Consider the following 26,025-nt stretch of genomic DNA (forward strand, 5'->3'; position numbering starts at 1 on the left):
TTGAAACTAAATTAAGCGCGGCAAGGCCCCTTTGCTCGCCCTTGGGGTACATCTGGAGTATAAAAAGATCAACTTCCATAAAAACAACGGGTTTATCGCATGGCAGCGGCAGAATTCAGCGCGCTTAGGGACTATCTTGGCAGTCAGATTCTGGGGCAGGAGGAGCTCATCGAAGGGCTCCTGATCGCCCTGTTATGTGAAGGACATGTGTTAATCGAAGGGGCTCCCGGGCTTGCCAAAACCCGCGCCGTCAAGGCACTCGCTGGCGCCGTCGAGGGGCGCTTTGCCCGTATCCAGTTTACCCCCGACCTGCTCCCCGCCGATCTCACCGGCAGCGAAGTGTTTCACCCGCAAGATGCCAGTTTTGTATTCCAGCCCGGCCCCCTGTTCAACCATCTGGTGCTGGCGGACGAAATCAACCGGGCACCGGCCAAGGTGCAATCAGCACTGCTGGAAGCCATGGCCGAGCACCAGATCACCGTAGGCAAAAAGAGCTGGCGGCTACCGCCCCTCTTTATGGTGGCCGCCACCCAGAACCCCATCGAGCAGGAGGGGACCTATCCCCTGCCGGAAGCTCAGCTCGACCGCTTTCTGCTCAAGCTGATGGTGGATTACCCCAGCCCCACCATGGAGCTCGCCATCTTGCAGCTCAACGCCAGCGGTGAACAGCTTGGCGCTGCGCCGGTGACCCTGAGCCAAGCCACCTTGCAAGGTGCCCGCAGCGAAGTGCTGGCGGTGACCATGCAGAGCAGACTGGAGCACTATCTGGTGGAGCTGGTCTGTGCCACTCGCCCGGGCAGTGGTCTGTGCCCTGCCCTTGAGCCGCTGATTGCCGTGGGGGCCAGCCCCCGGGCAACGCTGGGGCTGGCCCGCTCAGCCCGCGCCCGTGCCTGGCTTGCCGGGCGTGACTATGTGCTGCCGGAAGATATCCAGCTGCAAGCCTATCCGGTGCTGCGCCACCGCCTTATTCCCAGCTATCAGGCACTGGCTGACAATCTGGATAACGATATCCTGATCGCCCAACTGCTGGATCAGGTGCCATGCCCCTAGATCCCAACCAGCATCCCGACATCGCCCTGTCGCTGCCACGGCTGCTCAATATCCGACTCTGGGCCAACGCGAGGACCAGACCAAGAGCAGGCAAAAGCAGCAGCGAACGCGGCAAACCGGGCCGCTCCCCCGGGCTCACGTTTCGAGAACTGCGCGCCTATCAGGCGGGTGACGAGGTCCGCCATATCGACTGGCGGGTGACCGCACGCCTCGGTCGCCCCTATACCCGCCTCTATAGCGAGGAGCTGGATCAGGCGCACTGGCTGCTGCTCGATCTCTCTCCCGCCATGTATTTCGGCTCCACGCTGCAGCTCAAGGCGCGTCTCGCATGCGAGCTGGCGGCAGCCCTGATCTGGCAAGGGGAGAAGCAGCACAACACCCTGATCTGCCACGGACTTGTTTCACATCGCCAGAGCCAACGCGGCAGCGTGCTGCCCCTGCTCGAATCTCTCTGCCATCACTACCAGCAAGGGCTGACACGTCGGATACTCTCTCACTCGCTGGCCGACACCTTGTCCGGCGTGAAGCTGCCCCATGGTGCAAAGCTGACGATCATCACCGACCACAGACCCTGCGAGTCGGCGCTCTGTCAGCAGTTGCAGCTGCTCTCGCGGCGCCACGATATCCACTATTGGCAGATCCGCGATCCGCTAGAGGCTGCCCTTCCCCCTGACGGCCAGCTGCCGGTGGCCATCGATCGGCCAGCCCAGCACTATCAGGGCTGGCTGGATGGGGGCCATGCCGGTTTCTCCCGCCGCTACCAGCAAGCCGCCGAACAGCAGCTGGCCCACGGCAAGCAGCAGTTGTTGCCGTTGGTACAGCGCCTCTATCTGCTCGATAACAGTCAGACGCTGCAACAACAGTGGCAGGAGGGGTTATGTCATCAGGGATGATCGTGCCAACGGATCTCGGCACTGCCAGTCCCGCCTCCGAGGCCATGACCGCGCAGTTGGCCGCCCTGATGCGGGACATTCACCCGGGACCTGATCTGATTGAGCAAAGTCTGGACCCCAGAATACAGGCGCTATTGTGGCTACTGATCACAAGCTTATTGTTGCTACTGATCGCCCAGATTGCCCAGAGGGTAATACGTTACCGCCGCTGGTGTCGTCAGCTGGAGGGAGATCCGGCGCTGCTGGTGCCACGCATACAAGAGACCCTGCGCCATGAAGCGCTGCAACGCTGGCCCGAGGCGCGCCAGCTGCAGGGAGAGGCGTGGCTCGCCTTCGTCGATCGTCACGGCGGCAGCGATTTCAGCCAATTCTCCCATCACTGGAGCAGTTGGCTCTATGGCAGCCAGCGCCCGACTCGCGAACAGTGCGAACAGCTGCGGCAAGATTATCGTCGCTGGGGTCAAACCCTCTTCTTGCAGCGCTCTCCCCGCTCAGGGCGCAAACCCGCGCGGAGACATCCATGATCCTGGCCTGGCCCTGGTTCGCCCTAGCACTGGTGCTGCCCTTGCTGGTGCGCTTCGGCTTGCCGCCCCTGCGCCGTGGTTATCTGACTCACCCCGGGTTTGCCCTGCTGCGCCCTCACGCCGGATTGCCGCTCTGGCGCGCCATGCTGCTCTGGTGTGCCCTTATCCTCGCCCTCTGCCGCCCCCAGTGGTGGGGAGAACCCGTCATCCGATATGAAGGGAGCCGGGATCTGCTGATCGCAGTGGATCTCTCCGACAGCATGCGCACCCCGGATATGCTCGACAACGGCGAGCAGCAAGCGCGGCTGACGGCAGTGCGCCAGCAGATCAAGGCGTTGATCGCCAAACGGGCCGGTGACAGGGTGGGCATTATCGTCTTTGCCGATCACGCCTACCTGCTCTCTCCCCTTACTCAAGAGATCCCGGCGCTGCTGACCTTGAGCGACGAGCTCGATTTTGATCTGGTCGGCCGCACCACCGCCCTTGGTGAGGCCATTTTGCTGGCACGCCAGCATGGAGACCCAGGTCGCCCGACCGCTCTGCTACTGGTCACCGATGGCCGCAATACTGCAGGCAATGCCGACCCGCAGCAGGAGGCCAAACTCGCTGCAGCGCAGGGAATACGGATCTATACGCTGGGGGTCGGTGCTGATCCCGATACCTTTATCCAGCCCTACGATGAAGCGGGCAGCGGTCAGGCCGATCCCAGCAGTGAACTGGACGAGCCGCTGCTTAAAGAGCTGGCGCAGATCGGCAAGGGGCATTACTTTCGGGCACGCACCCAGAGCGATCTCGCTGCCATCAACGCGACCCTCAATACCCTTGAACCTGCCCCCATGCCCGTTGCCCACTACCAGCCGGTGATCGAGCTCTACCCCTGGCCGCTGGCACTGCTTGGTGGCTTGCTGCTTCTGCCGGCAGGGCGTGGCAGGCTGGAGTTGCGCAAGGTACGTAGCTGGCTGGCTAAAGGCGCGCGCAGATGGAGCTGATCTTGTTGCGACCCCTGTGGCTTATCGCTCTCATCCCCTGGCTCTGGCAAGGGTGGCGCCGTCGTCGCCAGCCCCCGCTGCTCGCCCCAGCCATGCACGCTTATCTACTGCCGAAATCCCGCCCTCAACGTCCCTGGCTCTGGCTGGCGACCCTGCCCGTCATTTTGGCCCTGAGCGGACCGGCACTGCGCGGTGAGTTGCAACAGCAGCCTGCAGCGCCGCTCGATATCTGGCTGCTGGACTTGTCACGCTCGATGACCGCCACCGACCTCAAACCGGATCGGGCGACCCGGGTCAGGTGGCAGTTGCAGCAACTGCTGAGCCGTGCTCAGGGCGAGCGCATCGCGCTGATCCTCTACGCAGGCGATGCCTACCTCGCCATGCCACCCACTCGGGATCATCAGGCCCTTTCGCTGCTGCTGCCCGACTTGCGCCCCGATATCATGCCGCTGCAGGGCAGCAACCCGGCACGGGCCGTTGAACTTGCCATGAAGCAGCTGGCCCCCGGTGAGCAGGCGCGTCTGCTGCTGATCACCGATGACCTCACCACGAACCAGATGGAACAAATTAGCGCCTTGTGGCCCTGCCAACAGCGCCTGCTTTGCCGTGGCACCCAACCGGCTCGCCTCGATATCCTGCTCGCCAGCAGCGGGCAAGCGGCCAGCATGCCCGCCATTCCAGCCAATGAGCTGGGTTTTGCTACCCGCGTGCCCGCACAACTGCCAGCCCCCGATAGTCAGGCCATTGCCGCGCTGGCCAATCGTCTCGGCGGTGAGCTGCAGTGGCTTGGCAGCGACATCCCTCGCTTTGCGCCGCTGCCCACGACTACCTCGGCCCTCACCCCGGCGCCTCTCGATTTAGGCCCCTGGCTGCTGATCCCCTTGTTACCGCTGGCCTTACTGGCCAGAGTCGGCGCTCGGCTGATGGTAGCGCTGATACTGGGGTGGCAACTGCTTGCGCCGCAAGATCTGCAAGCAGCTGAGAGGGGGGAGCTGCAAGCGATGCAGGATTATCAACAGGGAAATTTTCAACAGGCCGCCCGCACTTTCGACGATCCGATCTGGCGCGGCAACGCCTGGTATCGAGCCGGAGCCTACCGGCAAGCCATCGCAGCCTATCAGCAAGCAGCGAGCGCCACCGCCCACTACAACCGCGGCAATGCCCTGCTGCAACTGGGGGAGTTTGCTGCAGCCAAAGAGGCCTATCTGGCCGCCCTGGCGCTGGAACCCGGCCATGAAGATGCGCTCTATAACCTCTCTCTGTTACAAGGTGGAGCGGCGACCGCTCCCGACACCAGCGGCAAGCAGCCCGAGCCAGCAGCTGATCAGCAGGCAACGGCAATGCCCCTGCCACCCTCTCCCCCGGTGTTGCTGCTGGAACAGCGACTGCGCAAAGAGGCGCTGCGCCGGGACCTTATCAAGGTGGAGGAGCCCTGGTGACGCGGGCAGGATGGGGACTGTTGCTCGCACTGACGAGTCCGCTTGGCTGGGCCCTGCCCCCCCGGGCAGAGCTGCTGCCGGGGGCCGACCCCAGCGATTGGCTGCTGATCATCGAAGCGGATGGCGAGCGCCAGAGCAGCGAGCTGGAGATCACACCCTTGCTGCGCCAGTTTGCGGTGGGCAGAGTGACCATGAGCCGGGTCACCACCCCGGTACAACAACTGACTCGCTGGCAGATCCCGCTGCACCAGAGCGGTTCACCTGCGAATACAGGGGTGGTGATTGCCCCGCTCAAACTGGGAAATGAGTTCACCCCTTCGCTCACCCTGCCCATGCGTCAGGCGAGTGCCGCGGCGCTGCCGCAGCCCGCAGTCCCCTCGCCCCTCGAGATGCAAGCCAGCCTTGATCATCAGGGCCCGCTCTATCCCGGCCAGCCGGTGATCTATCGGCTGACCCTCTGGCTGCCCACCAGCATGCAAAACCCGGGACTGAGCGAGCTGAGCTCAACCCACTTCACCATCCGTCGCCTCGGCAGTGATGAGTGGATCGCCCCTGCGCAAGCAGGGCTACCCGGCCGACTCACCCGCAGCTGGCTCGTTCAGGCAAAAGCAGCGGGGCTCTGGCATATCGACTCCCCCCGCTTGCAAGGCCAGCTGATACAGCAAGGGAGCAACCCACAGCGACTCTCAGCCAGAGCGGCACCTCTTGCGATACGGGTAGACAAGGCCCCCGCCACTGCGGTGGCATCCCGCCTCACCCTGACACAACGACTGGAACCCGGCACCACCGCAGAGGTGGGGGAACCGCTGATCCGGATCCTGACCCTGACCATGGAAAATGGCGATGGCAGCCAACTCCAGCTTGCCCAACTGATGGCTCATCAGCTGCCAACCGGGGTGCTGGCCCATCCCGATGGCGAGCAGCAACAGGAACGCTATCGCGAGGGAAAACTGCTGTTTGAACGGGAGTGGCGACAAACCCTGGTCGCAGAGAACAGCGGCAAGTATCAGCTCCCCCCCATTGCCGTGCCCTGGTTCAGCACCCAAAGTGGCCGGATTGAGCAAGCCAGTCTGCCCGCTATCGACCTGACTGTCCTCGCGACGGCTCGCCCACAGCCAGACAGTCAGCCGCCACAGATCCCTAGACCAGAGAGCCTCTGGTGGGTGCTGCTAGCGCTAGCCCTTCGTGCCGTCCAGCGCCACGGACCACGCTGGTACGCCTTCTATCGACTGCAACGGGCACTGGCCCGGCGTCAACCAGAGGCAAGCCGCAAGGCGCTGATCCACTGGGCTACCTTGCGCTGGCAGGTTCCCTATTATCAATTAGGCCAGTTGCCCGGCGCTGGGCATAATCGGATCAGCAACGCGCTCGGCGAACTCGAGCGAGCCTGTTTTTCACCGCCCTCTTCTGGCGAGCCCATCGAGTGGTGCGCTCTGGCGCATACCCTCAGGGCTCATGAAACCGCTGGTATTGCGCACCTGATTTCCCTGCTGGCGTACAGGGGTTCCCGCTCCCGCCGCCACGCCCCCTGACAAGGATTACCCCATGGCTCTGCTGTTTTTTAGCAAAAAACGCGCTCAACAGCATATGGGTGGAAATGATCCGGCCACTGCGCCGGTCTCTACTCCTATGGCTGACAAACAAACCAAATTTGAAGCTCTGGTCCATGCGCTGCACGGGGATCTCTACCGGTATGGCTACTGGCTGACCCGGGATCCCAGCGTGGCGGAAGATCTGGTGCAAGAGACCTTCCTGCGCGCCTGGAAGGCGATCGACACCCTGCAGGATGACAAGGCAGCCAAGGGGTGGCTGATCACCATCCTCAGACGGGAAAACGCTCGCCGCTTTGAACGCAAGCAGTTCGATTTGGTCGATCTCGATGATTTCCCGCAAAGTGATCCTGACGCCTTACACAGCGAGCAGGAGATGGAAAACGAATGGCTGCGCCGTCACATCACCCGCCTGCCAGAGGAATATCAGGAGCCACTCCTGCTGCAAGTCGTAGGGGGATTCAGTGGTGAGGAGATCGCCAAGATGCTCGGCCTGAACAAAAATACTGTCATGACCAGACTGTTTCGCGCCCGCAACCAGATCAAGGAGGCGATGGAGCAGAAGAACCAAGCAAGAGGACACGGACATGGATGAACTCGAATTTCGCCGCAACGCCATGATCCAGCCCAATGATCAACAGCCCGACTTTCTCGAGACTGCCGATGCCAGCCAGGCCAATCGCCACTACCTCGACGAGATGAAGCAGTTTGACAGAACCCTCAAGCGCGCCATGCAGGTAGACGTCCCCGCCGGACTAGCCGAGCGGATCCTGCTCAAACAAGCCATGCTGCAAGATACGCCCGATGACTATATTCATCCCCTGAACAGCGCCAAAACATTCGCCAGCGATCGGACGCCGTCCCCCTGGCGCCAGATCGCCATGGCTGCATCGGTGGCCTTCTTGTTGGGGATGAGCACTCGCTGGATCAGCCTGCCAGAAGCGGCCCCCACCGCTAGCTCCCTCGCCCAAGTGGCCATGGCCCATGTCTATGAGGAAGCGCCCTTTATCCAGGGAACGGATGAGAGGGTCAACCTGCACAGCATCAACAGCAAGATGGAAAAATACGGGGCAACCCTGAGCGAGATGAATGGACTTAACGTCACCTATGCCAATCACTGCTCATTTTATCAAGGGCCGGCCTTACACATGGTGATCCAGGGGAAGATGGGGCCCATCACCCTGTTTTTGGTGCCCAAACATGTGCCCCTCACCCTGCAACAGGCCAGCTTTGAAGATGGCACCCTCAAAGGGGAAATCGTCCAACTCAAAGGGGCCAACATGGTGCTGATTGGCGAGATGAAAGAGTCCCTCGAACCTGTTGCCACGGCACTGCAGTCACGCCTGCACTGGGCCATTTAACAAAGCTTGACAGCCCCTGAATGACAGGTGGCGGTGGTAAGCCGCTGCCTGTTATCTCCCCTTACGCCCCTTTACCGCTGATTTGCCTCAAAATTTCGAAAAATCAGTAAAATTATTTTTGTGACCCGGATCGGTTATCTCGGTCAATAATCCCCCGTTACCCCTTGAAAGTGATGAATTAAACAGCAAGTTAAAACAAATGATTAACACACTAGTCACTTTTATGTATTCTGCTGTCACTGGTCTGATTTCTTACCTCCTACCAGATCCATAGAATCGAACCAGAATTGACAAGAAGAAGCTGAAATAAAAACGGATTTTGCCGTGATCTGCACCGGACGTGCAGTCTTCATTGGCAAAAAAATCTGCCTACAAGAGAGAACCCCATGACGACAACTATTTTCAAGAAGAGCCTGATTGCCGCCACCATCGCACTGGCCACCGGTCAAGTCCATGCTGCGGCATTCCAGTTGAACGAGCACTCAGCCTCCGGTCTGGGTCGCGCCTATGCAGGCGAAGCAGCCATCGCCGATAACGCCTCCGTGCTGGCCCGTAACCCGGCAGCCATGACCACCTTCGACAAGATGGCGGTCTCCGTCTCCGGCACCTATATCAAGCCGGATGTGGATGTGGATGGAACAGTTCCTTTGCGCAGAGCAAGTGCTAGCGAAGACGGCATTGCCCCCGCAGCATTTGTTCCTGCCTCTTATTTTATCCAGCCACTAAATGACCAGTGGGCTTGGGGAATTGGCTTGTTCTCCAACTACGGACTGTCTACTGAATACGATAAAAGTTTTGCCGCTGGCTCAGGTGCAGGTGACACCTCTCTCACTACCTTCAATATCAACCCTAATATTGCCTACCGGATCAATGACCAATTCAGCATCGGTGCCGGTATCAATGCGGTTTATGGCGCTGCAGAGTTGAACCGTTTCAACGGAGACCTGATTCCCACGCTGCCTAATGAGACACGCGTTTCCCATATGAAGGGGGATACTTGGGGCTTTGGCTGGAATGTCGGCTCACTCTACGAAATCAACGAGAATAACCGTCTTGCACTTACTTATCGCTCACAAGTGAAAATGAGCTTTGATGGTGATTATTCCAATGATCTTCCTGCTGTTGCAGGTGGTTTGGCTGGCAAAACTGTTGATGGCAATCTGAAAATAGACTTACCAGCTCAAGCTGAGTTTGCCGGTTACCACCGTCTCAATCAGCAGTTTGCTGTTCACTACTCTGTCAACTGGACCGACTGGAGCGCTTTCCAAGAGCTGAAAGCAACCTCTACTAGCGGTGCAACTCTGTTGCAAAAAGATGAGAAGTTTAAAGATTCAACACGTTATGCGATCGGCGGTACCTGGTACATCAACCCTGCTTGGGAAGCGCGCTTGGGCTTTGCTTATGACAAGACCCCGATCGAAGCTGAATATCGCAGCTTGAGCATTCCTGACTCTGATCGTATCTGGTATAGCGCCGGTACAACTTACCACTTCAACCCGGATATGAGCTTGGACTTCGGCCTGACCTATATCGATGGCAAGAAAGTAGATGTAGATGAAAGCTTGGGTGCTACACATGGCCCTGCAAGCCCAACAAACCCGCATTGGGTCGGTACTTCCCATGGCGATGCATTCCTGGCTTCTGTTGGCTTCAATATGAAGTTCTGATGATTGACCGATTTGAAAGAGCGCCGCCAGGCGCTCTTTTTTTATCCGAAATACTCATTTCAGCGCACACATGTAGCACACACGTGTTTATTTTTCTTTTCCAATCAAGCTATTAGAGTGCATCATCCCAGCATTAAATCTTGTTTTATCCAGATACCGGCCATTACCGTTGCCTTACTGGTCATACCATATAAAATCCTGCCTCCATTCATATGACCTATTGAACCTTCGGGTAACAGCAAGGATTTTGCCATGCATCCCATCATCAAACCGTCCGCAATCGCCCTGCTGGTGATCGCGGGTCAGACCCATGCCGCCGGGTTCCAGCTGGCTGAACAGTCCGCTACAGGTCTCGGACGCGCCTTTGCCGGTGAGGCCGCCATTGCAGATAACGCCAGCGTGCTCTCCCGCAATGCGGCTGCCATGACCCGCTTCGATCAGATGGCGCTGTCTGGCGGTGCCATCTATGTCAGTCCTGACGTCAATATTGAAGGCAACTCCCGCTTGCCGACAAAAACCGGCATCGTCACTTCCGATGCAAGTGCACACGATATCGCCGCCGCAGCCTGGGTTCCCAACGCTTATCTCATCATTCCACTCAATGAGCAGTGGCGCCTCGGCTTCTCGGCTACCTCTTACTACGGTCTTGGCGTCAAGATGCCGGATAACTACAGCGCCGGCCACTTTGGCAATGTCTCTGATATCAAGACCATGGATCTGGGTACCTCACTCGCCTATCGCATTAATGAGATGTGGTCGGTGGGGGCCGGAATTTCGGCCATTCAGGGCGAAGGCGAAGTCGGCGGCACCTTCCCCTCTCGCAACCTGATCGCAAAACATCTGCAAGGAGATGGCTGGGCATGGGGCTGGAATGTGAGCACTTTGCTGGAGTTGTCCGAGCAAACCCGGATCGGCCTCTCCTACCGTCACGATGTCACTTTGACGCTCTCGGGGAACGCTATTGTAGGCCGGCCCAATGCTGACGGCTCCGTTACCGAGCTCAGAGATACCGGCAGTCTGGATCTACCATTGCCCGCGACGGCAGAATTGGCGGCTTTCCATCAGCTGACTGACAAGCTGGCTCTCCACGGCAGCCTGAACTGGACCAACTGGAGCAAATTCGTTCAGTTGGAAGCTGATCTTAACAATTTGCAGAGCATGCACATCAAGGATGAGCACTGGGAAGATAGCTGGCGCTATGCCGTCGGTATGACCTATCAGGTCACGCCCAAGTGGCAACTGCGATCCGGTGTGGCCTATGACGCAAGTCCGGTGCCAGCCGATCGTCGCACCATCTCCATCCCGGACGCCGATCGGATCTGGTACAGCCTGGGAATGGGTTATCAGTTCACGTCAAACCTGACCATGGATCTCGGGCTGACCCTGATCGATGGTAAAAAAGTAGATGTCACTGAAACAATGCAACTACCGATACCAAACACCAATAAAACAACAAGCTCCACCTTCCAGGGCACTTCCGAAGGGGATGCCTGGCTGGCTGGTGCACAATTGAGCTATCTCTTCTAAATTCCTTCCCTGCAGAAAAACACTATGCCAATTATTGCCTTACTCCATATGGTGAGCACTGGCATAGTGTTCTGCTACACCATAAACTCAACCCAGTACCCATACTGGAGCAAGGCATGTATTCCTACGTAGCAAGACAGCCAATACTCGATAGAGACCTCAATACCTATGCCTATGAGCTGCTCTTTCGCGATAGCCTGAATAACGTCTTCCCTGGTATCTCCTCCCAGCAGGCTACTTCGCGTCTGGTGGTCGAACAATTCCTGCAACAGAACATCGATCAACTGCTGGGTGGCCTGCCCTGCTTTATCAACTTCCCTCACTCACTGCTGTTAGAGGGCTTGGCAGAGTGCCTGCCGCCCGAAAAAGTAGTGATCGAAATTCTGGAAGACTCGCCGCCGGATGATGCGTTGCTAGAAAAGGTGAAACAGCTGCACAAACTGGGTTATCAGCTGGCGCTCGATGACTTCACCATGTCGCCGGATTGGGAGCGCTTTCTCCCCTTTATCCATATCATCAAGTTTGATTTACGTGCCACGTCGTTGATGATGATCAAGGTGTTTATCCAGCGTCATACGTCACTTGGATTGACCTATCTGGCTGAAAAAGTAGAGGATAAGGCCGAGTTCGAACGGGTCAAAAATATGGGCATCCAGCTGTTCCAGGGCTTTTTCTTTAGCCGCCCAGAAATGGTCAAGCAAGCCACCATGGCACCAGCCCAGGTCGTGGTAATGCAGTTGCTCAATGTGGTCAACGAAACCGAGCTGGACTTTAACCGGATTGAGCAGTTATTGAGCCAGGATGTGTCCCTTTCCCTCAAGCTGCTACGCTACGTCAACCACCTCAAAGGACAGAGCAACCCTATCTCCTCGTTTCGCCAAGCAGCCATCTACCTCGGCAATACCCAACTAAAACGTTTTGTTTCGCTGATCGCTACCACCAGTGCAGGTAAGGGCAAGAGCGCCGAGCTCTACCAGATGTCGCTGATCAGAGCACGTTTCTGCGAACTGCTCGCCCATGCCCACGCCCCGGCCCAGCAGTCACAACAAGCCTTTATTACCGGCCTTTTCTCTTTGCTGGATGTGTTGATGGAACAACCCATGGACAAGCTACTGGGGACTATCCCCTTAGTCGAAGATATCCGGCTGGCATTGCTGAAACGCCAAGGCAACCTCGGTTTTTATCTCGCATTTTGTGAAGATTATGAAAATGCCAACTGGTCGCGGGTCACCGCCAAGACAGCACAGTTAGGGCTCAATGAGGACAAGGTGAGTCACCTCTACCTGACGGCAACCGCCTGGGTCAATGAACAGTGGCACGCGATAACTGCCCCGGTTAAATGACTTCGACCGCGATGGCGGTCGCCTCCCCGCCACCGATACAGAGCGTAGCCACCCCCCGGCGCAAGCCCTCTTGTCTCAACGCAGTGATCAGCGTCACCAGAATCCGCGCGCCGCTCGCCCCCAGCGGATGACCCAGCGCACAAGCCCCGCCATGCACATTGACCTTGTGATGAGGAATGCCACACCCGCTCATGGCCAGCATAGTGACCATGGCAAAGGCCTCGTTGATTTCGAACAGATCCACCTCGTCCACCGACCAGGCCAGCCGTTCAAGCAAGCGTGATATCGCGCCGATAGGTGCAGAGGTAAACTCGGCGGGCAACGCAGCATGGCTCTGATAACCGACAATCCGTGCCAGCACCGGTATCTGCCGCGCGCGCGCGGTGGCGCCATCCATCAAGATCAGTGCCGCAGCGCCATCCGAAATCGAGCTTGAATTGGCAGCTGTGATGGTTCCGCCCTGGCCAAACGCAGGTTTCAGGGTCGGTATTTTATCCGGTCGCCCCTTGCCCGGCTGCTCATCTTCGGCCAGCAACAGCCGGCCATCTTGATAACAAGGCGCCAGCTCCATGGCAAAAGAGCCCGCTTGCTGCGCCTGACGAGCCCGTTGCAACGATGCCAGAGCAAACGCATCCATGGCGCTGCGGGTCAGCCCGGCATGATCCGCACTGTGCTGGGCATGTACGCCCATCAGCTGGCCATCATAGGCATCCTGCAAGCCATCAAGAAACAGGTGGTCCAGCACCTGTTGATGACCCATCCGAAAGCCGCTGCGGGCATTCTCCAGCAGATAGGGGGCTCGGCTCATGCTCTCCATTCCGCCCGCCACCACCACCCGGTTATCTCCCAGGCGAATGGAGTCTGCCGCCAGCATCACCGCCTTCATGCCTGAACCGCACACCTTGTTGACCGTGGTGGCGGGTACACTATCAGGCAGCCCCGCCTTCAACAGCGCCTGTCTGGCAGGTGCTTGGCCCATCCCTGCAGCCAGCACGTTACCCATGAACCCTTCATCGATCTGTGCAGGATCAAGCCCGCTTTGAGTCAGTGCCGCCGCAATGGCGCAAGCCCCCAACTCAGGGGCCGTCATCGCTGCCAATGCCCCCTGAAATGCCCCCATGGGGGTACGCTTTGCCGCCACAATCACAATATCCATCTGCAGACCCTTCCTTGTTACATGGCCATAACATAGGCGGTCTGGCGCGATGGAACAAGAGTTGCAGTGCCGTTTACGTTTAGGTAAGGTGCCCATCAGGAACGTTCGCCAAGAAGCCTGTATGAACAAAAGCAAGGATGATAAACGGCGCTACAGCATCAGTGAGCTGGCCCGGGAATTTGATATTACAACGCGCAGCATTCGCTTCTATGAAGATCAGGGTCTGCTGGATCCAGGCAGAGAGGGCCAGACCCGGATCTACAGCAAGCAGGATCGGGTGCGTCTCAAGCTCACCTTGCGTGGCAAACGGCTTGGTTTCAGTCTGGCGGAGATCCGCGAATTATTTGATCTCTACGATGCCGACAAGAGCAGCCGCAGCCAGCTGCAGACCATGCTAGGGCTGGTCGCAGAGAAGCGGGAGACACTGCAACAGCAGATGGAAGATATCAGGATGGTACTGCTGGAGCTGGATGCAGCCGAACAGCGTTGCCAGCAAGCACTCGGTCAATTGAGATAGCCTGGATCAACTAGCACCACCCGGCACCTCATGATTCGGGTCGCTACTGGCTGGCTTTATTAAATATCAGATAGCAAAAAGCCACTCCTGAGAGTGGCTTTTTCTTCAACTGAATAGCTCGCGATTAAACGCGAACGAAGTCCAGGTGAACCAGCTTGTAACGTACAGGGTGACGCTGGATAGCTTTCACTTTTACGTTAACTTCTTCGCCATTGATAACCATGGTCAGTACAGACTCATAGAATTCCGGCTTCTCTTGAGCCAGAACAATTTTCTTGTGGTCAACAGCGATGGACAGTGCTTCTTTACCAGCACCGTAGATGATGGCAGGAACTTGGTCAGCGTGACGCAGGCGGCGGCTCGCACCTTTCCCCAGGTCAGTACGGACTTCAGCTTGGAATACGAAAGACATAGTGTGTATCTCTTTTAAGATGAATTTATGGTGTTGACTGCGACCGGTCAACACCTCGCAAAACGAGCGCGAATACTACCACGGGCTAAATAGGGATACAAGGCAGATGCCCCTTACCTCCGCTGCCCCTGCTCCAGGCGGGCAAATTGCTGTTGGCGCTGGGCCGCACTCAAAGCATCAAACTGCGCCAGTGTCTCGGCGCGAGGGCAATAAAGTCCATCCCCCGTCCTGACGTTGATGCTGTTACCGAGCCGCCCCCGATTTTCGGCTACCAGCGCCAGCAAATAGCTATAGGTATCCGCCCCCTGGGCACTGGATAACTGGTTGGCAATGCGCCACAGGGTCTCACCCGCGGCGACCTGATGGCACACCGTATGCTGCGTACCCGCTGCCGGAGCAGAGAGGGTGAGCATGGTATCGCGGCTCACTGATGACTCAGCCACGCTACTGGCCAGCGTCATATCGGCAGGCTTCATCCCTTTGGTGGACAGCATTCCCGCTGCACGCGGCGTCAGCCCAAGCTTTGCCAGCAGGGGTTCGCTGTTGTCAGCAGGAATGGGCATATCAGTGCCGCCAAATGCCCCTTGGGGGATATGGAACTCGGCGATAAAAGGGGTCACAGACTGCGCAGTATCAACATCAACCGGTGAACGACTCCCCTGCTGCATCACGGCAACGGCCTGGCCAGACGCGACCCCATAGGCCATCTCATCGATACGCCGCAGCCTTGCCAGATAGGTTTTAGAAAGCTGCGCCTCCCCCTCGAACAGATCAAAGGGGGGCACTAATCTGGCAGGAAACAGGATCTGCCAGCGACCCTGTTTCTGCTTTTGAGCCAAAGGCGGAAACTGATTGCCGCGCCAGGCAACAAACATCGCAGGCGGGGTACGCGCCAATGGGTAGTATTCCGGGTTTAATTGCACCCATGTGTGTTCCGCAATGGGTTGATAGCCGCTGATCATCACCTGTGCGACCCCTAACCAGATCCCCAGCATCCTTGCCTCCTGACCCCCAGAGGAAGGGAGCCGCCACACAGCAGCCCCTTCTCATTCTCTATATCACGCTGTTAAAACAGACAGATAGCAGCTTAGCACTGCGCAATGGCGTTAAGCACCCGTTTATCTGAAACCGGATAGGGGGTCCCCAGATTCTGGGCAAAAAATGACACCCGCAGCTCCTCGATCATCCAGCGGATATTAGCCACCTCGGTCGGTACCAGCTGGGATTTGGGGATCTTGGCCAACAGCCCCTTGTAATCGCTTTCCACGCTCTGCACCTTGAGCATGTAGACCCGATCCCGGTTGGGGTCGATAGCCAACTTCTCCATGCGCCGCTCAATGGCACGCAAGTAACGCAACAAGTCCGGCAGCCGCTGCCAGCCGGTCTCGGTCACAAAGCCTTTATGGATCAGTTTGTCGAGCTGGAGCTGAATATCTGACATGGCGAACGCGGTATCGAGCTGCATCTTGCCCTTGAGCCGCTTCTTGATCTCATGGGAGAGGGTCAGCACGGCTTCCACCTGCTTGGCCACTTCCACCACCGCATCGTTGAGCTCGGCCCGGACAAACTCTTTGAGCCCCTCAAAACCGGCCTCATCCCATGCCAGGCCGCCATGGCGCTCGATGAGCTTGTCGCAACCGCAGGCAATACAGTCATCGATCAGCTCGGCCACCTTGCCAAACGGATTGAAGTAGAGCCCCAGCTTGGCCTTGTTGGGCAGCTTCTCTTGCAGGTACTTGATGGGAGAAGGCACGTTGAGCAGCACCAGCCGGCGCTGACCCGCCCACATCAGTTGCTGCTGGGCCACCGGACTCTCCACCAGCTGAATGGAGACCGAGTCTTTCTCATCCACCAGCGCCGGATAAGCCTTCACTTCGAAACCGCCCCGCTTCTGGCTGTACTCCTGCGGCAACTCGCCAAAGCTCCAGAGGGTCAGGCCGGATTGCTCGATGTCATCATCCGCCACTTGCGACAAGGTCTCCTGCACCTTGCCACGCAAGGATTCTTTCAGCGCGTCCAGATCTTTCCCTTCCGCCACCTGCTTGTGCTTGTCATCCACTACCCGGAAGGTGAGCTTCAGGTGATCGGGCACCGCATTCCAGTCCCATGACTCGCGAGGCACTGTGACACCTGTCATCCGCCGCAGCTGGCGCTCCATCTCGTCCAACAGCGGCCCCTGCTCGGGATTAAGGCTGGCCAGCAGCGCATCGGCATAGTTGGGCGCCGGTACGAAGTTTTTGCGCATCGGCTTTGGCATCGACTTGATCAGCGCGACCAACAGCTCATGACGCAAGCCCGGAATAAGCCACTCGAACCCCTGCACGTCTACCTGATTCAGTAGCGGCAACGGAATATGCAGGGTGACGCCATCGGCCGCCTCCCCCGGTTCAAACTGATAGCTCAACTTGAGCTTGAGCCGCCCCTGCTGCCAGAAGTTGGGATAATCAAGATCACTGATGTGGGCCGCATCGCCCTTCATCAACATCTCCCGCTCGAAGTTGAGCAGTTCGGGATCCTGCTTGTGGGCCTCCTTCCACCATTTGTCGAAGTGGCGGCTTGATATCACCTCCTCGGGCAGGCGAGCATCATAGAAGCGGAACAGGTCCTCATCATCCACCAGAATGTCGCGGCGACGGGATTTGTGCTCCAGCGCTTCCACCTCGGCCAACAATTTGCGGTTTTCGCCAAAGAAGCGATGACGGGTCTCGAAATCCCCCTCCACCAGCGCGCGGCGGATAAACAGCTCACGGCACAGGGCCGGATCCAGGGTGCTGAAGTTGATGGTCCGCTCATTGACCAGGGTCAGACCGTAGAGGGTCACCTTCTCCTTGGCCATCACGGCACCATTTTTCTTCGACCAATGGGGGTCACTGTGGTGCAATTTAATCAGATGCGCTGCCAGCGGCTCCACCCATTCGGGTTCGATCTTAGCGTTGACCCGGGCGTAGAGCCGTGAGGTCTCCACCAACTCGGCGGCCATCACCCACTTGGGCGGCTTCTTGAACAGACCCGACGCCGGGAAGAGGTGAAAACGACCGTTGCGCGCACCAAGAAACTCCGGTTTTTCCAGATCCTTGTTGCCAATATGGCTGAGCAACCCGGTCAACAGCGCACAGTGCACCGTCTTGAAGTCTGCCGGTTCATGGTTGGCTTTAAAACCGAGCTCTTTTACCGTCTGGCGCAACTGGAAGTGGATATCCTGCCATTCGCGTACCCGCAGGGAGGAGAGAAACTCCTTCTGACACATCCGGCGGAACGGGTTGCTGCCCAGCAGATCCTGCTGCTCTTTGAGGTAGTTCCACAGATTGACGAAGGCGAGAAAATCCGAGTCTTTGTCTTCAAAGCGTCGGTGCTGCTCGTCGGCGGCCTGCTTTTTCTCCATCGGCCGCTCGCGAGGATCCTGGATACTGAGACCGGCGGTGATCACCATCACCTCACTCAAACAACCGGTTTGCGCTGCGGTGATCACCATCTTCGCCAGACGGGGATCCAGGGGAATGCGCGACAGCTGACGACCGGTATCGGTCAGTTGCAGTTTGGCTTCCAGCTCCTGCCCTTGTGATTCACGGGCCGGCAGTTCACGCACCGCCCCCAGCTCTTTGAGCAGCGTCAGGCCATCTTTGATGTGACGCGACTCGGGTGGCTCAACGAAGGGGAAGGCTTCCATATTGCCAAGCCCCAGCGCCAGCATCTGCAAGATGACCGACGCCAGGTTGGTGCGCAAGATCTCGGGATCGGTAAAGGCCGGACGGCCGTTGAAATCCTCCTCCGAGTAAAGCCGGATACAGATACCGTCCGCCACCCGGCCACAACGCCCTTTACGCTGGTTGGCACTCGCCTGAGAGACCGCCTCGATAGGCAGACGCTGCACCTTGGTACGCCAGGAGTAACGGCTGATCCGGGCAGTACCCGGATCGATGACATAGCGGATGCCCGGCACTGTGAGTGAGGTCTCTGCCACGTTGGTGGCGAGCACGATACGCCGCCCTGCATGCTGCTGGAACACCTTGTTCTGCTCGGCGTTGGAGAGACGGGCGTAGAGCGGCAACACCTCGGTATCGCGCAGATTGAGCTTGCGCAAGGCATCGGCGGTATCACGGATCTCCCGCTCGCCGTTCATGAAGATCAGGATGTCCCCCAGCCCTTCACGGGCCAGTTCTTCTACCGCGTCGAAGATCCCCTGCAGCTCGTCGCGCTCCTCCAGCCCTTCACTTTTATCACTGGCAAGGGGGCGATAACGCACATCAACGGGATAAGTCCTGCCGGAGACCTCGATCACCGGCGCCTTGTTGAAATGGCGAGAGAAACGCTGCGGATCAATAGTGGCCGAGGTGATGATCACCTTGAGGTCCGGGCGCCGTGGCAGCAGTTGCTTGAGGTAACCCAGAATGAAGTCGATGTTGAGGCTGCGCTCGTGGGCTTCATCGATGATGATGGTGTCGTACTGGGTGAGCATCCGGTCATTCTGGATCTCTGCCAGCAAAATACCGTCTGTCATCAGCTTGATGTGGGTCTGCTCGCTCACCTGATCGGTAAAGCGCACCTTGTAACCCACATATTGACCCAGCTCGGACTCCATCTCCTCGGCAATACGCGCAGCAACGGTTCGGGCCGCCAGACGTCGCGGCTGGGTGTGACCGATAAAGCCCTTCACCCCGCGCCCGAGGGCCAGACAAATCTTGGGGATCTGGGTGGTTTTGCCCGAACCGGTTTCCCCGGCGATGATCACCACCTGATGTTCACTGATCGCTTTGGCGATCTCCCCCTGCTTCTGGCTGACCGGCAGGTTGGCTGGATAGGTGACCTTGGGCACGCCGGCCAGACGCGACTGATAGCGCGCTTGCGCGGCATCCAGATCAGCGGCAATGGTCTCAAGCACAGCAGTCTGCTTAGCCTCCGGCAGTTTCTTGACCCCGTGCAGACGGCTGGAGAGACGACGGGCGTCGAGGTTCATGCAGGCGGAAAGGCGGCGGCGCAGCGCCTCGATAGAGAGAGACAAGGTACGAATTCCTTAAATGGGAGCCCGACAAGGGGCCATATCGATAAGCTGCGGCAGATCCTAAAGAGCGAGTGACACAGGTGCAAGCCCTAACATCATGCAAGCCAAGCGGCCGGGATGTGCCACTGATGATCAGCGCACGAATTGGAACATTTTGCGTGATGGCATACATCATCGCTGATTGATGCCCCTACATAGCCAAAGCAGACCGAAGCCTGCTTTGGGGAAGAGAATATTTGGGGATCAGCCGTGGGAATGGTGGACAAAACAACTGGTAAGCTGGGCGTGAATGGCCTGCATCACGTTGTGACGGTTGATCACCCCGAGCAGCCGCCCATCCTGCACCACCGGATAGATCTTCGGCTTTTGCCCCATCATCATCTCTGCCAGTGCCAGAATGCTGGTATCTGGTCCGACCGTCAGCACCTCGTTGCGCATCACATCCTTGACCTGCGCTATTTGCTCGCAGTGATAGGCCTCCTTGAGCATCACAGCAATACAATCCTGCTCCGAGATCCAGCCGATCAAATGCCCCTTCTCATCCACCACCGGGCCGCCCAATTGATGACTGTTCAAAAATTTTTCGACCGCAGACTGCACCATCATGTCGGCAGTGAAGGTAATGGGCCTGCTTTGCATATAATCTTGGGCTTTTAGCGATTCCATATCGACTCCCCTATTGTGGTCAATAACGCTGGCCTCATGCGCTTATTCCGGCAAGCGCTATGCACAGCTTATTGCAAGCATAGCTGGCTCGCGGTCAGGTGTGCGCCACCTGCACGTTAGTGGTCATATAAATCAACCGCTTTGGCAACCGGAATGGCCGCCTGCATCATGCTTGGCAGATTATCAGCGAGGACCGCAACCACTGCAGGATCGACTCGCCCCTGACCTCCCAGTTGCATCATAAAGGCAAGCACCTCACCGGTGGGCAGACCGCGCCGATAAGGCCGATCCTGCACCATCGCCTGAAAAATATCCGCTACCCGTAAAATGCGCGCCTCTAATGCCATAGCAGAGGCGGGCAGATGGAATGGGTAGCCCTCTCCATCAGGCTCTTCGTGGTGATAGGCAGCCCAACAGGCGATCTCTTCAAATCCCTCGATATGGCGCAAGATCTGGTAAGTTTCGAAGCTGTGGGTATTGATAACGGCACGCTCGGCCCCCGTCAGACGGCCGGGTTTATCCAAAATTTCGTCCGGCACCCTGAGCTTGCCCAGATCGTGCAATAACCCCGCGATTTCGAGCATGTCGCAATGAGTCGTACTGACCCCCATATCTTCGGCTAGCAAACGTGACACACGAGCAACCCCCAGGGAGTGAGCCATGGTAAAGGGGCTCTTGGCATCAACAATGCCGGAAAAGATCCGCGCCAGCGCCTTCAGTTCTCCATTGGAGGTCAAGCAAGGTTCCCGCTCCCGCAACATTTCCAACATGTAATCATTGATGGCTCTCGCTTCCAGTTGCAGCCAGAACGCTTCCGCACGGGAGGTGTCCAAAAAGGCATCCACCAGCTCAGGGGCAAAAAACTCGCCGCTACATGACTGCAATTTTGCACGAATGTCACTGGTATGCAGCAACAGTGTGCCATCACCATAATAGGGTGCTGCCAGCGCATCACAGCGATCCACCAGAAAGATAAGGTTCGCCTGAAGAGCGACCTTGGCGTCGACTTCACGCAGCTTGCACAGCTGATGCCAGTGAGTGTGATGATAACGGATGGGCAGAGCCAGAGGTGCCAGCGGTCGAAAGTCCTTGAGTAGTTGATATCCCACCTCACAGTGGCGCTGGGACGACTCCCAATCGAACTCGCTAACAAGGTGATAATGAGTAATAGTCGAGGAGACACCGATGTCGTGCAGCACCCCTAACTCGAACAACAAGCAGCGTTCAACATCATCCATTCCCAAGTTCCGGCTACATTCTGCCGCCATGATCCCGACCCGCTTACCATGAGCCACATCACCGATCCCCACCAAATCGAGTGACGCCGACAGGGCATACACCACCTGCCGAAGATCTACCTGCAACGAAATTGTGCTCGTCCCTGCATGCTCATTGTTCATGATCCACATCCCATGCGGTGCTATTTTCTACGTTATGCTGAATAGAATGAGTCGATTTACACCCTCTTAAATATTAAGTTAGTCAACAAAAGCCGCTTTTACCTCATAGCCCCGATAAAGCTGGTTCTTTCACAACAACGTGTTGGAAGGCCAGTCTGCAATCAACTTGGGGACCACCATCAAAATACACCTGTCTGCCAATACCTTGCTTCGCTATCCTGCCGTTGCCAGACTTGCCTCCCCATCCTGCTGGCAGCGATTTCCCCACAACCCAACGAATGACATACCACAGGTCCCTTGGCCAGCTTAGGCCACACACAACATGTAACTGGGGCATCGCTCTTTTAGCGCCACAAACACCAGCCAGTTCGATAGCGGCAGATGAAGATCCCAATCCTTCGCAGAGCGGTTGAATATCCTGTGGCGGCTGATTAAGGTGGTGGCCACATCAGAACATCAGTCAAGGAAAGACGGTATGAAGATTGTCATACTCGGTGGCGGCGTGATCGGAGTAACCAGTGCCTGGTATCTGGCCAAGGCGGGGCATCAAGTCACCCTGCTGGAGCGGCAGGGGGGCGTTGCCCTTGAAACCAGCCATGCCAACGCCGGGCAGATATCCCCCGGCTATGCGGCCCCCTGGGCGGCCCCCGGCATCCCCCTCAAGGCCGCCAAATGGATGCTGCAAAAACATGCCCCCTTCACCGTGCGTCCCACCACCGACCCCTTCCAGCTGCGCTGGATGCTCAGAATGCTCGCCAACTGCACCCCGACCGCCTATGCCACCAACAAGGGCCGCATGGTGCGCCTCGCCGAATACAGCCGTGACTGCATGAAGCTGCTGCGCGACGAGCTGAGCATCGATTACGAAGGGCGCCAGCTCGGCACCTTGCAGCTGTTTAGAAGCCAATCCCAGCTTGATGCCAGCCAGCGCGATATCGAGGTGCTGGAGGAGTATGGCGTCCCCTACCAGTCGCTGGATGCCAGCGGCTGCGAAGCGGCAGAGCCGGCGCTGGCACGGGTACGCGGCAAAATCGTCGGCGGCCTGCGCCTGCCCGGCGACGAGACCGGCGACTGCTTCCGCTTCACCAAGGCCCTTGCCCTTGAAGCCGAGAAGCTCGGGGTCAAGTTTGTCTTCAACTGTGACATCGACGAGATTGAGCAGGCCCGCGGCCGCGCCGTGGCGGTGCGGGCGGGCGAGCAGCGCTATCGCGCCGATGCCATCGTCTGTGCGCTCGGCAGCTATGCCACCGGCTTTTTGCGGCCGCTGCTGCGCCCGCTCGGGTTGGAGTTGCCGGTCTATCCGGTCAAGGGCTACTCCCTCACCCTGCCGATGATCAACGCAGACGCAGCCCCGCGCAGCACAGTTCTCGATGAAACCTACAAGGTGGCCATCACCCGTTTCGATGAGCGGATCCGGGTCGGCGGCATGGCGGAGCTGTCGGGTTACAACCTCGCTCTCAACCCAAGGCGCCATGACACCCTGGCGATGGTGGTGGGGGATCTCTTCCCCGAGGGGGGCGATATCAGTCAGGCCGAGTTCTGGACCGGCCTGCGCCCCATGACGCCGGACGGCACCCCGCTGGTGGGGCCGAGCCCCATTCCCGGGCTCTGGCTCAATACCGGCCACGGCACATTGGGCTGGACCATGGCAGCCGGTTCGGGTCAGCTGTTGTGCGATCTTATCAGCGGCAGCGAGCCCGCCATTAGCGATGAGGGGTTGACCCTGGCCCGCTACGGCTAAGCGCCTAAGCTGTCGGGCTGTTTCACTTGCCAACTACGCCCTCAGACAACAGCAGAGGACGTTCTCAACCGCTTTATTGACAGGCCACCGCCATAACCGGTGGCCTTTTCGTCTGATGTTGACCTCTCCCCCACCCGCCTGTCGCAGCTACGCTGTCCCTGCCGGTTAATGCAGCAAACGGCACAGAATATTGTGCAATTCGACTTGCGCAAGCCGTCACAATCCGTAATGTGGATAGACGCATTTTTCGCAGCGCATATTTTTTAAATGGCCTGTAAACCGCTTGTAAACAGGCGTCGCCAGACAAGGGGTTACGGGTGTCATCGCGAGTTTCTTTAGCAGCAATCCAGGGTAGGACAATATGAAAAAAGTAGGTTTGGTCGGTTGGCGTGGCATGGTGGGATCGGTTCTGATGAGCCGGATGCAGGAAGAGCAGGATTTCGCCCATATTCAACCCACATTCTTCACCACCTCCCAGGCCGGTGAGGCCGCACCCAACTTCGGCGTCGATGCCGGTACCCTGCAGGACGCCTTCGATATCGAGGCACTGGCCAAGCAGGATATCATCATCACCGCCCAAGGCGGCGACTACACCAAGGATGTCTATCCGCGCCTGAAAGCCGCTGGCTGGCAGGGTTACTGGATTGACGCCGCCTCCTCCCTGCGGATGGCGAAAGACGCCGTCATCATTCTGGATCCGGTCAACGGCGACGTGATTGAGCAGGCCCTGAACGACGGCATCAAGACCTTCGTTGGCGGCAACTGCACCGTCAGCCTGATGCTGCTGGCCCTAGGCGGCCTGTTCAAGGCCGATCTGGTGGAGTGGGTGAGCGTGGCCACCTATCAGGCCGCCTCCGGTGGTGGTGCCCGCCATATGCGCGAGCTGGTGACCCAGATGGGGATGCTGCGCGATGAAGTGGCGGTCGAGCTGGCCGACCCTGCCTCCGCCATCCTCGACATCGAGCGCAAGATCACCGAGAAGACCCGCTCCGGCACCCTGCCGGTAGACAACTTCGGCGTACCGCTGGCCGGTGGCCTCATCCCCTGGATCGACACCAAGCTCGACAACGGCCAGAGCCGTGAAGAGTGGAAGGGTCAGGCCGAGACCAACAAGATTTTGGGTATCGAGAACGCCGTCATTCCGGTGGATGGTCTCTGTGTGCGGATCGGCGCCCTGCGCTGCCACAGCCAGGCGTTCACCATCAAGCTGAAAAAGGATGTGCCGCTGGCGGAGATCGAAGCGCTGCTGGCTGCCCACAACGACTGGGTGAAAGTGATCCCAAACGATCGCGACATCACCGCCCGCGAGCTGACCCCGGCGGCCGTCACCGGCACCCTCAGCATTCCGGTCGGTCGTCTGCGCAAGCTCAATATGGGCCCGGAGTATCTGGCCGCCTTTACCGTGGGTGACCAGCTGCTGTGGGGCGCCGCCGAACCGCTGCGCCGCATGCTGCGTATCCTGCTGGCCCGTTAATCCGCTACAGAAGCAGAAACAACAAGGGCGGGGAGTCACACTCCCCGCCCTTTTTCTTTATTTCATTTTGCCTGCCCTCTTTGCCCGTGGAGTAGGCCCGTGGCCTTGCCCTCTCTCTAGCCGTCACTTAAGCAAAATGCGCTGACAACCGCTGTAGATCTCGGCCCGCCCGGGGCGGTAAAAGCCCACCAACGTCAGCCCGGTCTGCTCGGCCCGCTCGACCGCCAGTTCAGTGGCGGCCGAGATGGCAAGCAGGATCTCGACCCTGGCGCTGGCGCACTTTTGCACCATCTCGAAGCTGGCGCGGCTGGTCACCAGAATGGCGCCATCCGGCCGACCGCTACGGCACAGATAGCGGAAGAATGTGGACAGCGATCTTTTAGTAGTAGAGGTCGCTTCTAAAGCACTTGTTCTTGACCATGGAGAGCAAATCACAGTTGGTGGCAACCAACCAGCCGCACATCCACCGCGATGGGGTTGCTGTCAAAAAGATGGGTGTCCCAGATTTCCCACCTCGCAGAGATATCTTGCCAGATAGATGCCAGCCGATCAGGGCAAAGAGCGCCTGCCCGCACACCTTGCGGTTCCTGTTATGGCGCCACCTTGGCCTGCACCGCTGTGCCCAGCAGCAGGGCTGGCCTTGCCTGCCACACCCGTTCGGGGTCGGGCTCGACAATGGCGGCAGCGATCAGCTGCTCGCTCCAGTGGCGGTGCAGCAGCCACATCTGCTGGCCGAGATCCCCATCGCTCCGGGTGCACTGCTTGGTGACATCGGCGGTGCGATAGAAGTAGCGCACCAGACTCGTGAGCTCCGGCTCGGGCCAGCGGCAGCCAAAGTCGCGCAGCAGGGATGACCAGAAGTCAATCTGGCCCCACTCGTGCTGCTGCTCCAGCGCATGCAGCTCGGGGATCAAATCCATCGCATGCCAGAGGGCGCCATAGCCGACAAAGCGGCGCTCCAACTCCTCCAGTGCCTCGTCGAGCAGCACCAGCGCCTGCGGCCAGCTGGTCGCCTGCAGCCGGATAGCCGCCTGCGCCTCGCAGACCGCCGCCAGCCACCCCATGGCGAGGCGGCCGATGATCGCCTCCTTGTTGGGATAGAGATGGTAGAGCGACTTGATCCCCACCCCCGCCCGATCAGCGATGGCATTGGTGTTGAGGGCCGCAAAGCCCTGCTCCTGCAACAGGCTCAGGGTCGCCTCCTCGATGCGGCTGGCCACCGCCTGACTGCGCTGCTGCTTGGGTTGGCGGCGCATGGCAACCCCCCGGGGTAAAGGCCCCTCGGTCACTGACTCCTCTGACATCACGCCTCCCTGT

Annotated in this window: 21 protein-coding genes and 2 pseudogenes; 14 read left to right on the forward strand and 9 right to left on the reverse strand. The window is 58.5% G+C overall.

Annotation, left to right across the window (positions count from 1 at the left end):
• Positions 1-99 precede the first annotated feature (99 nt).
• From BN1135_RS18985 to BN1135_RS19035, 11 genes are all read left to right on the forward strand, one after another.
• Positions 100-1,050: an AAA family ATPase gene (locus BN1135_RS18985; RefSeq protein WP_042023837.1), complete on the forward strand. Its 951-nt coding sequence runs from the start codon at positions 100-102 to the stop codon at positions 1,048-1,050.
• Entirely contained in the window at positions 1,041-1,943 is a 903-nt protein-coding gene (locus BN1135_RS18990) for a DUF58 domain-containing protein (protein WP_042023838.1), read from the forward strand. The genes BN1135_RS18985 and BN1135_RS18990 overlap by 10 nt, the downstream gene beginning before the upstream one ends.
• Positions 1,928-2,467 carry a DUF4381 domain-containing protein gene (locus BN1135_RS18995; RefSeq protein WP_042023840.1) on the forward strand — a complete coding sequence of 180 codons (540 nt, stop codon included), beginning with the start codon at positions 1,928-1,930 and terminating at the stop codon, positions 2,465-2,467. Before BN1135_RS18990 ends, BN1135_RS18995 begins: the two co-directional genes overlap by 16 nt.
• Positions 2,464-3,456 (forward strand): VWA domain-containing protein, encoded by a 993-nt coding sequence (locus BN1135_RS19000; protein ID WP_042023844.1) that lies wholly within the window; start codon positions 2,464-2,466, stop codon positions 3,454-3,456. Before BN1135_RS18995 ends, BN1135_RS19000 begins: the two co-directional genes overlap by 4 nt.
• Positions 3,447-4,895, forward strand: a complete 1,449-nt coding sequence (locus BN1135_RS19005) for a VWA domain-containing protein (protein WP_042023846.1) — start codon at positions 3,447-3,449, stop codon at positions 4,893-4,895. The genes BN1135_RS19000 and BN1135_RS19005 overlap by 10 nt, the downstream gene beginning before the upstream one ends.
• Positions 4,896-4,915: 20 nt before the next feature.
• Positions 4,916-6,427 carry a BatD family protein gene (locus BN1135_RS19010; protein WP_042023848.1) on the forward strand — a complete coding sequence of 504 codons (1,512 nt, stop codon included), beginning with the start codon at positions 4,916-4,918 and terminating at the stop codon, positions 6,425-6,427.
• Positions 6,428-6,440: 13 nt separating this feature from the next.
• The gene (locus BN1135_RS19015; protein ID WP_042023850.1) at positions 6,441-7,040 is read left to right on the forward strand and encodes a sigma-70 family RNA polymerase sigma factor; all 600 of its coding nucleotides are present in this window, start codon (positions 6,441-6,443) and stop codon (positions 7,038-7,040) included.
• Positions 7,033-7,806 (forward strand): DUF3379 domain-containing protein, encoded by a 774-nt coding sequence (locus tag BN1135_RS19020; protein ID WP_042023853.1) that lies wholly within the window; start codon positions 7,033-7,035, stop codon positions 7,804-7,806. The genes BN1135_RS19015 and BN1135_RS19020 overlap by 8 nt, the downstream gene beginning before the upstream one ends.
• A gap of 386 nt (positions 7,807-8,192) precedes the next feature.
• Positions 8,193-9,473 (forward strand): outer membrane protein transport protein, encoded by a 1,281-nt coding sequence (locus BN1135_RS19025; protein WP_042023854.1) that lies wholly within the window; start codon positions 8,193-8,195, stop codon positions 9,471-9,473.
• A 252-nt stretch (positions 9,474-9,725) separates the two neighbouring features.
• On the forward strand, positions 9,726-11,000 hold the full coding sequence (locus tag BN1135_RS19030) for an OmpP1/FadL family transporter (RefSeq protein WP_042023857.1): 1,275 nt from the start codon (positions 9,726-9,728) through the stop codon (positions 10,998-11,000).
• 116 nt (positions 11,001-11,116) lie between these two features.
• Entirely contained in the window at positions 11,117-12,343 is a 1,227-nt protein-coding gene (locus BN1135_RS19035) for an EAL and HDOD domain-containing protein (protein WP_042023860.1), read from the forward strand.
• Here BN1135_RS19035 and BN1135_RS19040 read toward each other — a convergent pair.
• The gene (locus BN1135_RS19040) at positions 12,336-13,499 is read right to left on the reverse strand and encodes a thiolase family protein (protein ID WP_042023862.1); all 1,164 of its coding nucleotides are present in this window, start codon (positions 13,497-13,499) and stop codon (positions 12,336-12,338) included. The two genes, BN1135_RS19035 and BN1135_RS19040, sit on opposite strands and share 8 nt — an antisense overlap.
• A gap of 121 nt (positions 13,500-13,620) precedes the next feature.
• Here BN1135_RS19040 and BN1135_RS19045 point away from each other — a divergent pair, with 121 nt between their 5' ends.
• Complete coding sequence (locus tag BN1135_RS19045) at positions 13,621-14,016, forward strand: MerR family transcriptional regulator (RefSeq protein ID WP_042023864.1); 396 nt, start codon at positions 13,621-13,623, stop codon at positions 14,014-14,016.
• Between the two features lie 124 nt (positions 14,017-14,140).
• On the opposite strand, the gene rplY is transcribed toward BN1135_RS19045, so the two are convergent.
• The 5 genes from rplY to BN1135_RS19070 all read right to left on the reverse strand — a co-directional run bounded on the left by rplY (position 14,141) and on the right by BN1135_RS19070 (position 21,502).
• Positions 14,141-14,428, reverse strand: a complete 288-nt coding sequence (gene rplY, locus BN1135_RS19050; protein WP_042023867.1) for a 50S ribosomal protein L25 — start codon at positions 14,426-14,428, stop codon at positions 14,141-14,143.
• 113 nt (positions 14,429-14,541) lie between these two features.
• Positions 14,542-15,423 carry a hypothetical protein gene (locus tag BN1135_RS19055; protein ID WP_042023868.1) on the reverse strand — a complete coding sequence of 294 codons (882 nt, stop codon included), beginning with the start codon at positions 15,421-15,423 and terminating at the stop codon, positions 14,542-14,544.
• 92 nt (positions 15,424-15,515) lie between these two features.
• Entirely contained in the window at positions 15,516-19,427 is a 3,912-nt protein-coding gene (gene hrpA / locus BN1135_RS19060) for an ATP-dependent RNA helicase HrpA (RefSeq protein WP_042023870.1), read from the reverse strand.
• 243 nt (positions 19,428-19,670) lie between these two features.
• Entirely contained in the window at positions 19,671-20,093 is a 423-nt protein-coding gene (locus tag BN1135_RS19065; RefSeq protein ID WP_042023873.1) for a CBS domain-containing protein, read from the reverse strand.
• Between the two features lie 116 nt (positions 20,094-20,209).
• Complete coding sequence (locus BN1135_RS19070; protein WP_082186849.1) at positions 20,210-21,502, reverse strand: HD-GYP domain-containing protein; 1,293 nt, start codon at positions 21,500-21,502, stop codon at positions 20,210-20,212.
• A 430-nt stretch (positions 21,503-21,932) separates the two neighbouring features.
• On the opposite strand from BN1135_RS19070, the gene BN1135_RS19075 reads away from it, so the two are divergent.
• Both BN1135_RS19075 and asd read left to right on the forward strand, forming a co-directional pair.
• Entirely contained in the window at positions 21,933-23,234 is a 1,302-nt protein-coding gene (locus tag BN1135_RS19075; RefSeq protein ID WP_342344175.1) for a D-amino acid dehydrogenase, read from the forward strand.
• Positions 23,235-23,595: 361 nt separating this feature from the next.
• A complete protein-coding gene (gene asd / locus BN1135_RS19080; protein WP_042023879.1) occupies positions 23,596-24,708 on the forward strand; it encodes an aspartate-semialdehyde dehydrogenase in 1,113 nt (370 codons plus the stop codon).
• A 123-nt stretch (positions 24,709-24,831) separates the two neighbouring features.
• Here asd and BN1135_RS19085 read toward each other — a convergent pair.
• The 3 genes and pseudogenes from BN1135_RS19085 to BN1135_RS19090 all read right to left on the reverse strand — a co-directional run.
• Positions 24,832-25,059 (reverse strand): annotated as a pseudogene (locus tag BN1135_RS19085) (formate dehydrogenase accessory sulfurtransferase FdhD); the annotation flags it as partial.
• Between the two features lie 31 nt (positions 25,060-25,090).
• Positions 25,091-25,193: pseudogene (locus tag BN1135_RS22690) on the reverse strand (sigma 54-interacting transcriptional regulator); the annotation flags it as partial.
• 105 nt (positions 25,194-25,298) lie between these two features.
• Complete coding sequence (locus BN1135_RS19090) at positions 25,299-26,012, reverse strand: TetR/AcrR family transcriptional regulator (protein WP_175479077.1); 714 nt, start codon at positions 26,010-26,012, stop codon at positions 25,299-25,301.
• Positions 26,013-26,025: the final 13 nt, after the last annotated feature.

Source organism: Aeromonas sobria, assembly GCF_000820145.1.
GTDB classification, from domain to species: Bacteria; Pseudomonadota; Gammaproteobacteria; order Enterobacterales; family Aeromonadaceae; genus Aeromonas; species Aeromonas sobria.

Excerpts from the sequence above, each read along its gene's own strand:
- BN1135_RS19065 (WP_042023873.1), bottom strand. The coding sequence starts at position 20,093 with ATGGAATCGCTAAAAGCCCAAGATTATATGCAAAGCAGGCCCATTACC.
- BN1135_RS19070 (WP_082186849.1), bottom strand. The coding sequence starts at position 21,502 with ATGTGGATCATGAACAATGAGCATGCAGGGACGAGCACAATTTCGTTG.
- BN1135_RS19020 (WP_042023853.1), top strand. The coding sequence starts at position 7,033 with ATGGATGAACTCGAATTTCGCCGCAACGCCATGATCCAGCCCAATGAT.
- BN1135_RS19040 (WP_042023862.1), bottom strand. The coding sequence starts at position 13,499 with ATGGATATTGTGATTGTGGCGGCAAAGCGTACCCCCATGGGGGCATTT.
- BN1135_RS18985 (WP_042023837.1), top strand. The coding sequence starts at position 100 with ATGGCAGCGGCAGAATTCAGCGCGCTTAGGGACTATCTTGGCAGTCAG.
- BN1135_RS19025 (WP_042023854.1), top strand. The coding sequence starts at position 8,193 with ATGACGACAACTATTTTCAAGAAGAGCCTGATTGCCGCCACCATCGCA.
- BN1135_RS19030 (WP_042023857.1), top strand. The coding sequence starts at position 9,726 with ATGCATCCCATCATCAAACCGTCCGCAATCGCCCTGCTGGTGATCGCG.
- BN1135_RS19090 (WP_175479077.1), bottom strand. The coding sequence starts at position 26,012 with ATGTCAGAGGAGTCAGTGACCGAGGGGCCTTTACCCCGGGGGGTTGCC.
- BN1135_RS18990 (WP_042023838.1), top strand. The coding sequence starts at position 1,041 with ATGCCCCTAGATCCCAACCAGCATCCCGACATCGCCCTGTCGCTGCCA.
- rplY (WP_042023867.1), bottom strand. The coding sequence starts at position 14,428 with ATGTCTTTCGTATTCCAAGCTGAAGTCCGTACTGACCTGGGGAAAGGT.
- asd (WP_042023879.1), top strand. The coding sequence starts at position 23,596 with ATGAAAAAAGTAGGTTTGGTCGGTTGGCGTGGCATGGTGGGATCGGTT.
- BN1135_RS19045 (WP_042023864.1), top strand. The coding sequence starts at position 13,621 with ATGAACAAAAGCAAGGATGATAAACGGCGCTACAGCATCAGTGAGCTG.
- BN1135_RS19015 (WP_042023850.1), top strand. The coding sequence starts at position 6,441 with ATGGCTCTGCTGTTTTTTAGCAAAAAACGCGCTCAACAGCATATGGGT.
- BN1135_RS19055 (WP_042023868.1), bottom strand. The coding sequence starts at position 15,423 with ATGCTGGGGATCTGGTTAGGGGTCGCACAGGTGATGATCAGCGGCTAT.
- BN1135_RS19005 (WP_042023846.1), top strand. The coding sequence starts at position 3,447 with ATGGAGCTGATCTTGTTGCGACCCCTGTGGCTTATCGCTCTCATCCCC.
- BN1135_RS18995 (WP_042023840.1), top strand. The coding sequence starts at position 1,928 with ATGTCATCAGGGATGATCGTGCCAACGGATCTCGGCACTGCCAGTCCC.
- BN1135_RS19000 (WP_042023844.1), top strand. The coding sequence starts at position 2,464 with ATGATCCTGGCCTGGCCCTGGTTCGCCCTAGCACTGGTGCTGCCCTTG.
- BN1135_RS19035 (WP_042023860.1), top strand. The coding sequence starts at position 11,117 with ATGTATTCCTACGTAGCAAGACAGCCAATACTCGATAGAGACCTCAAT.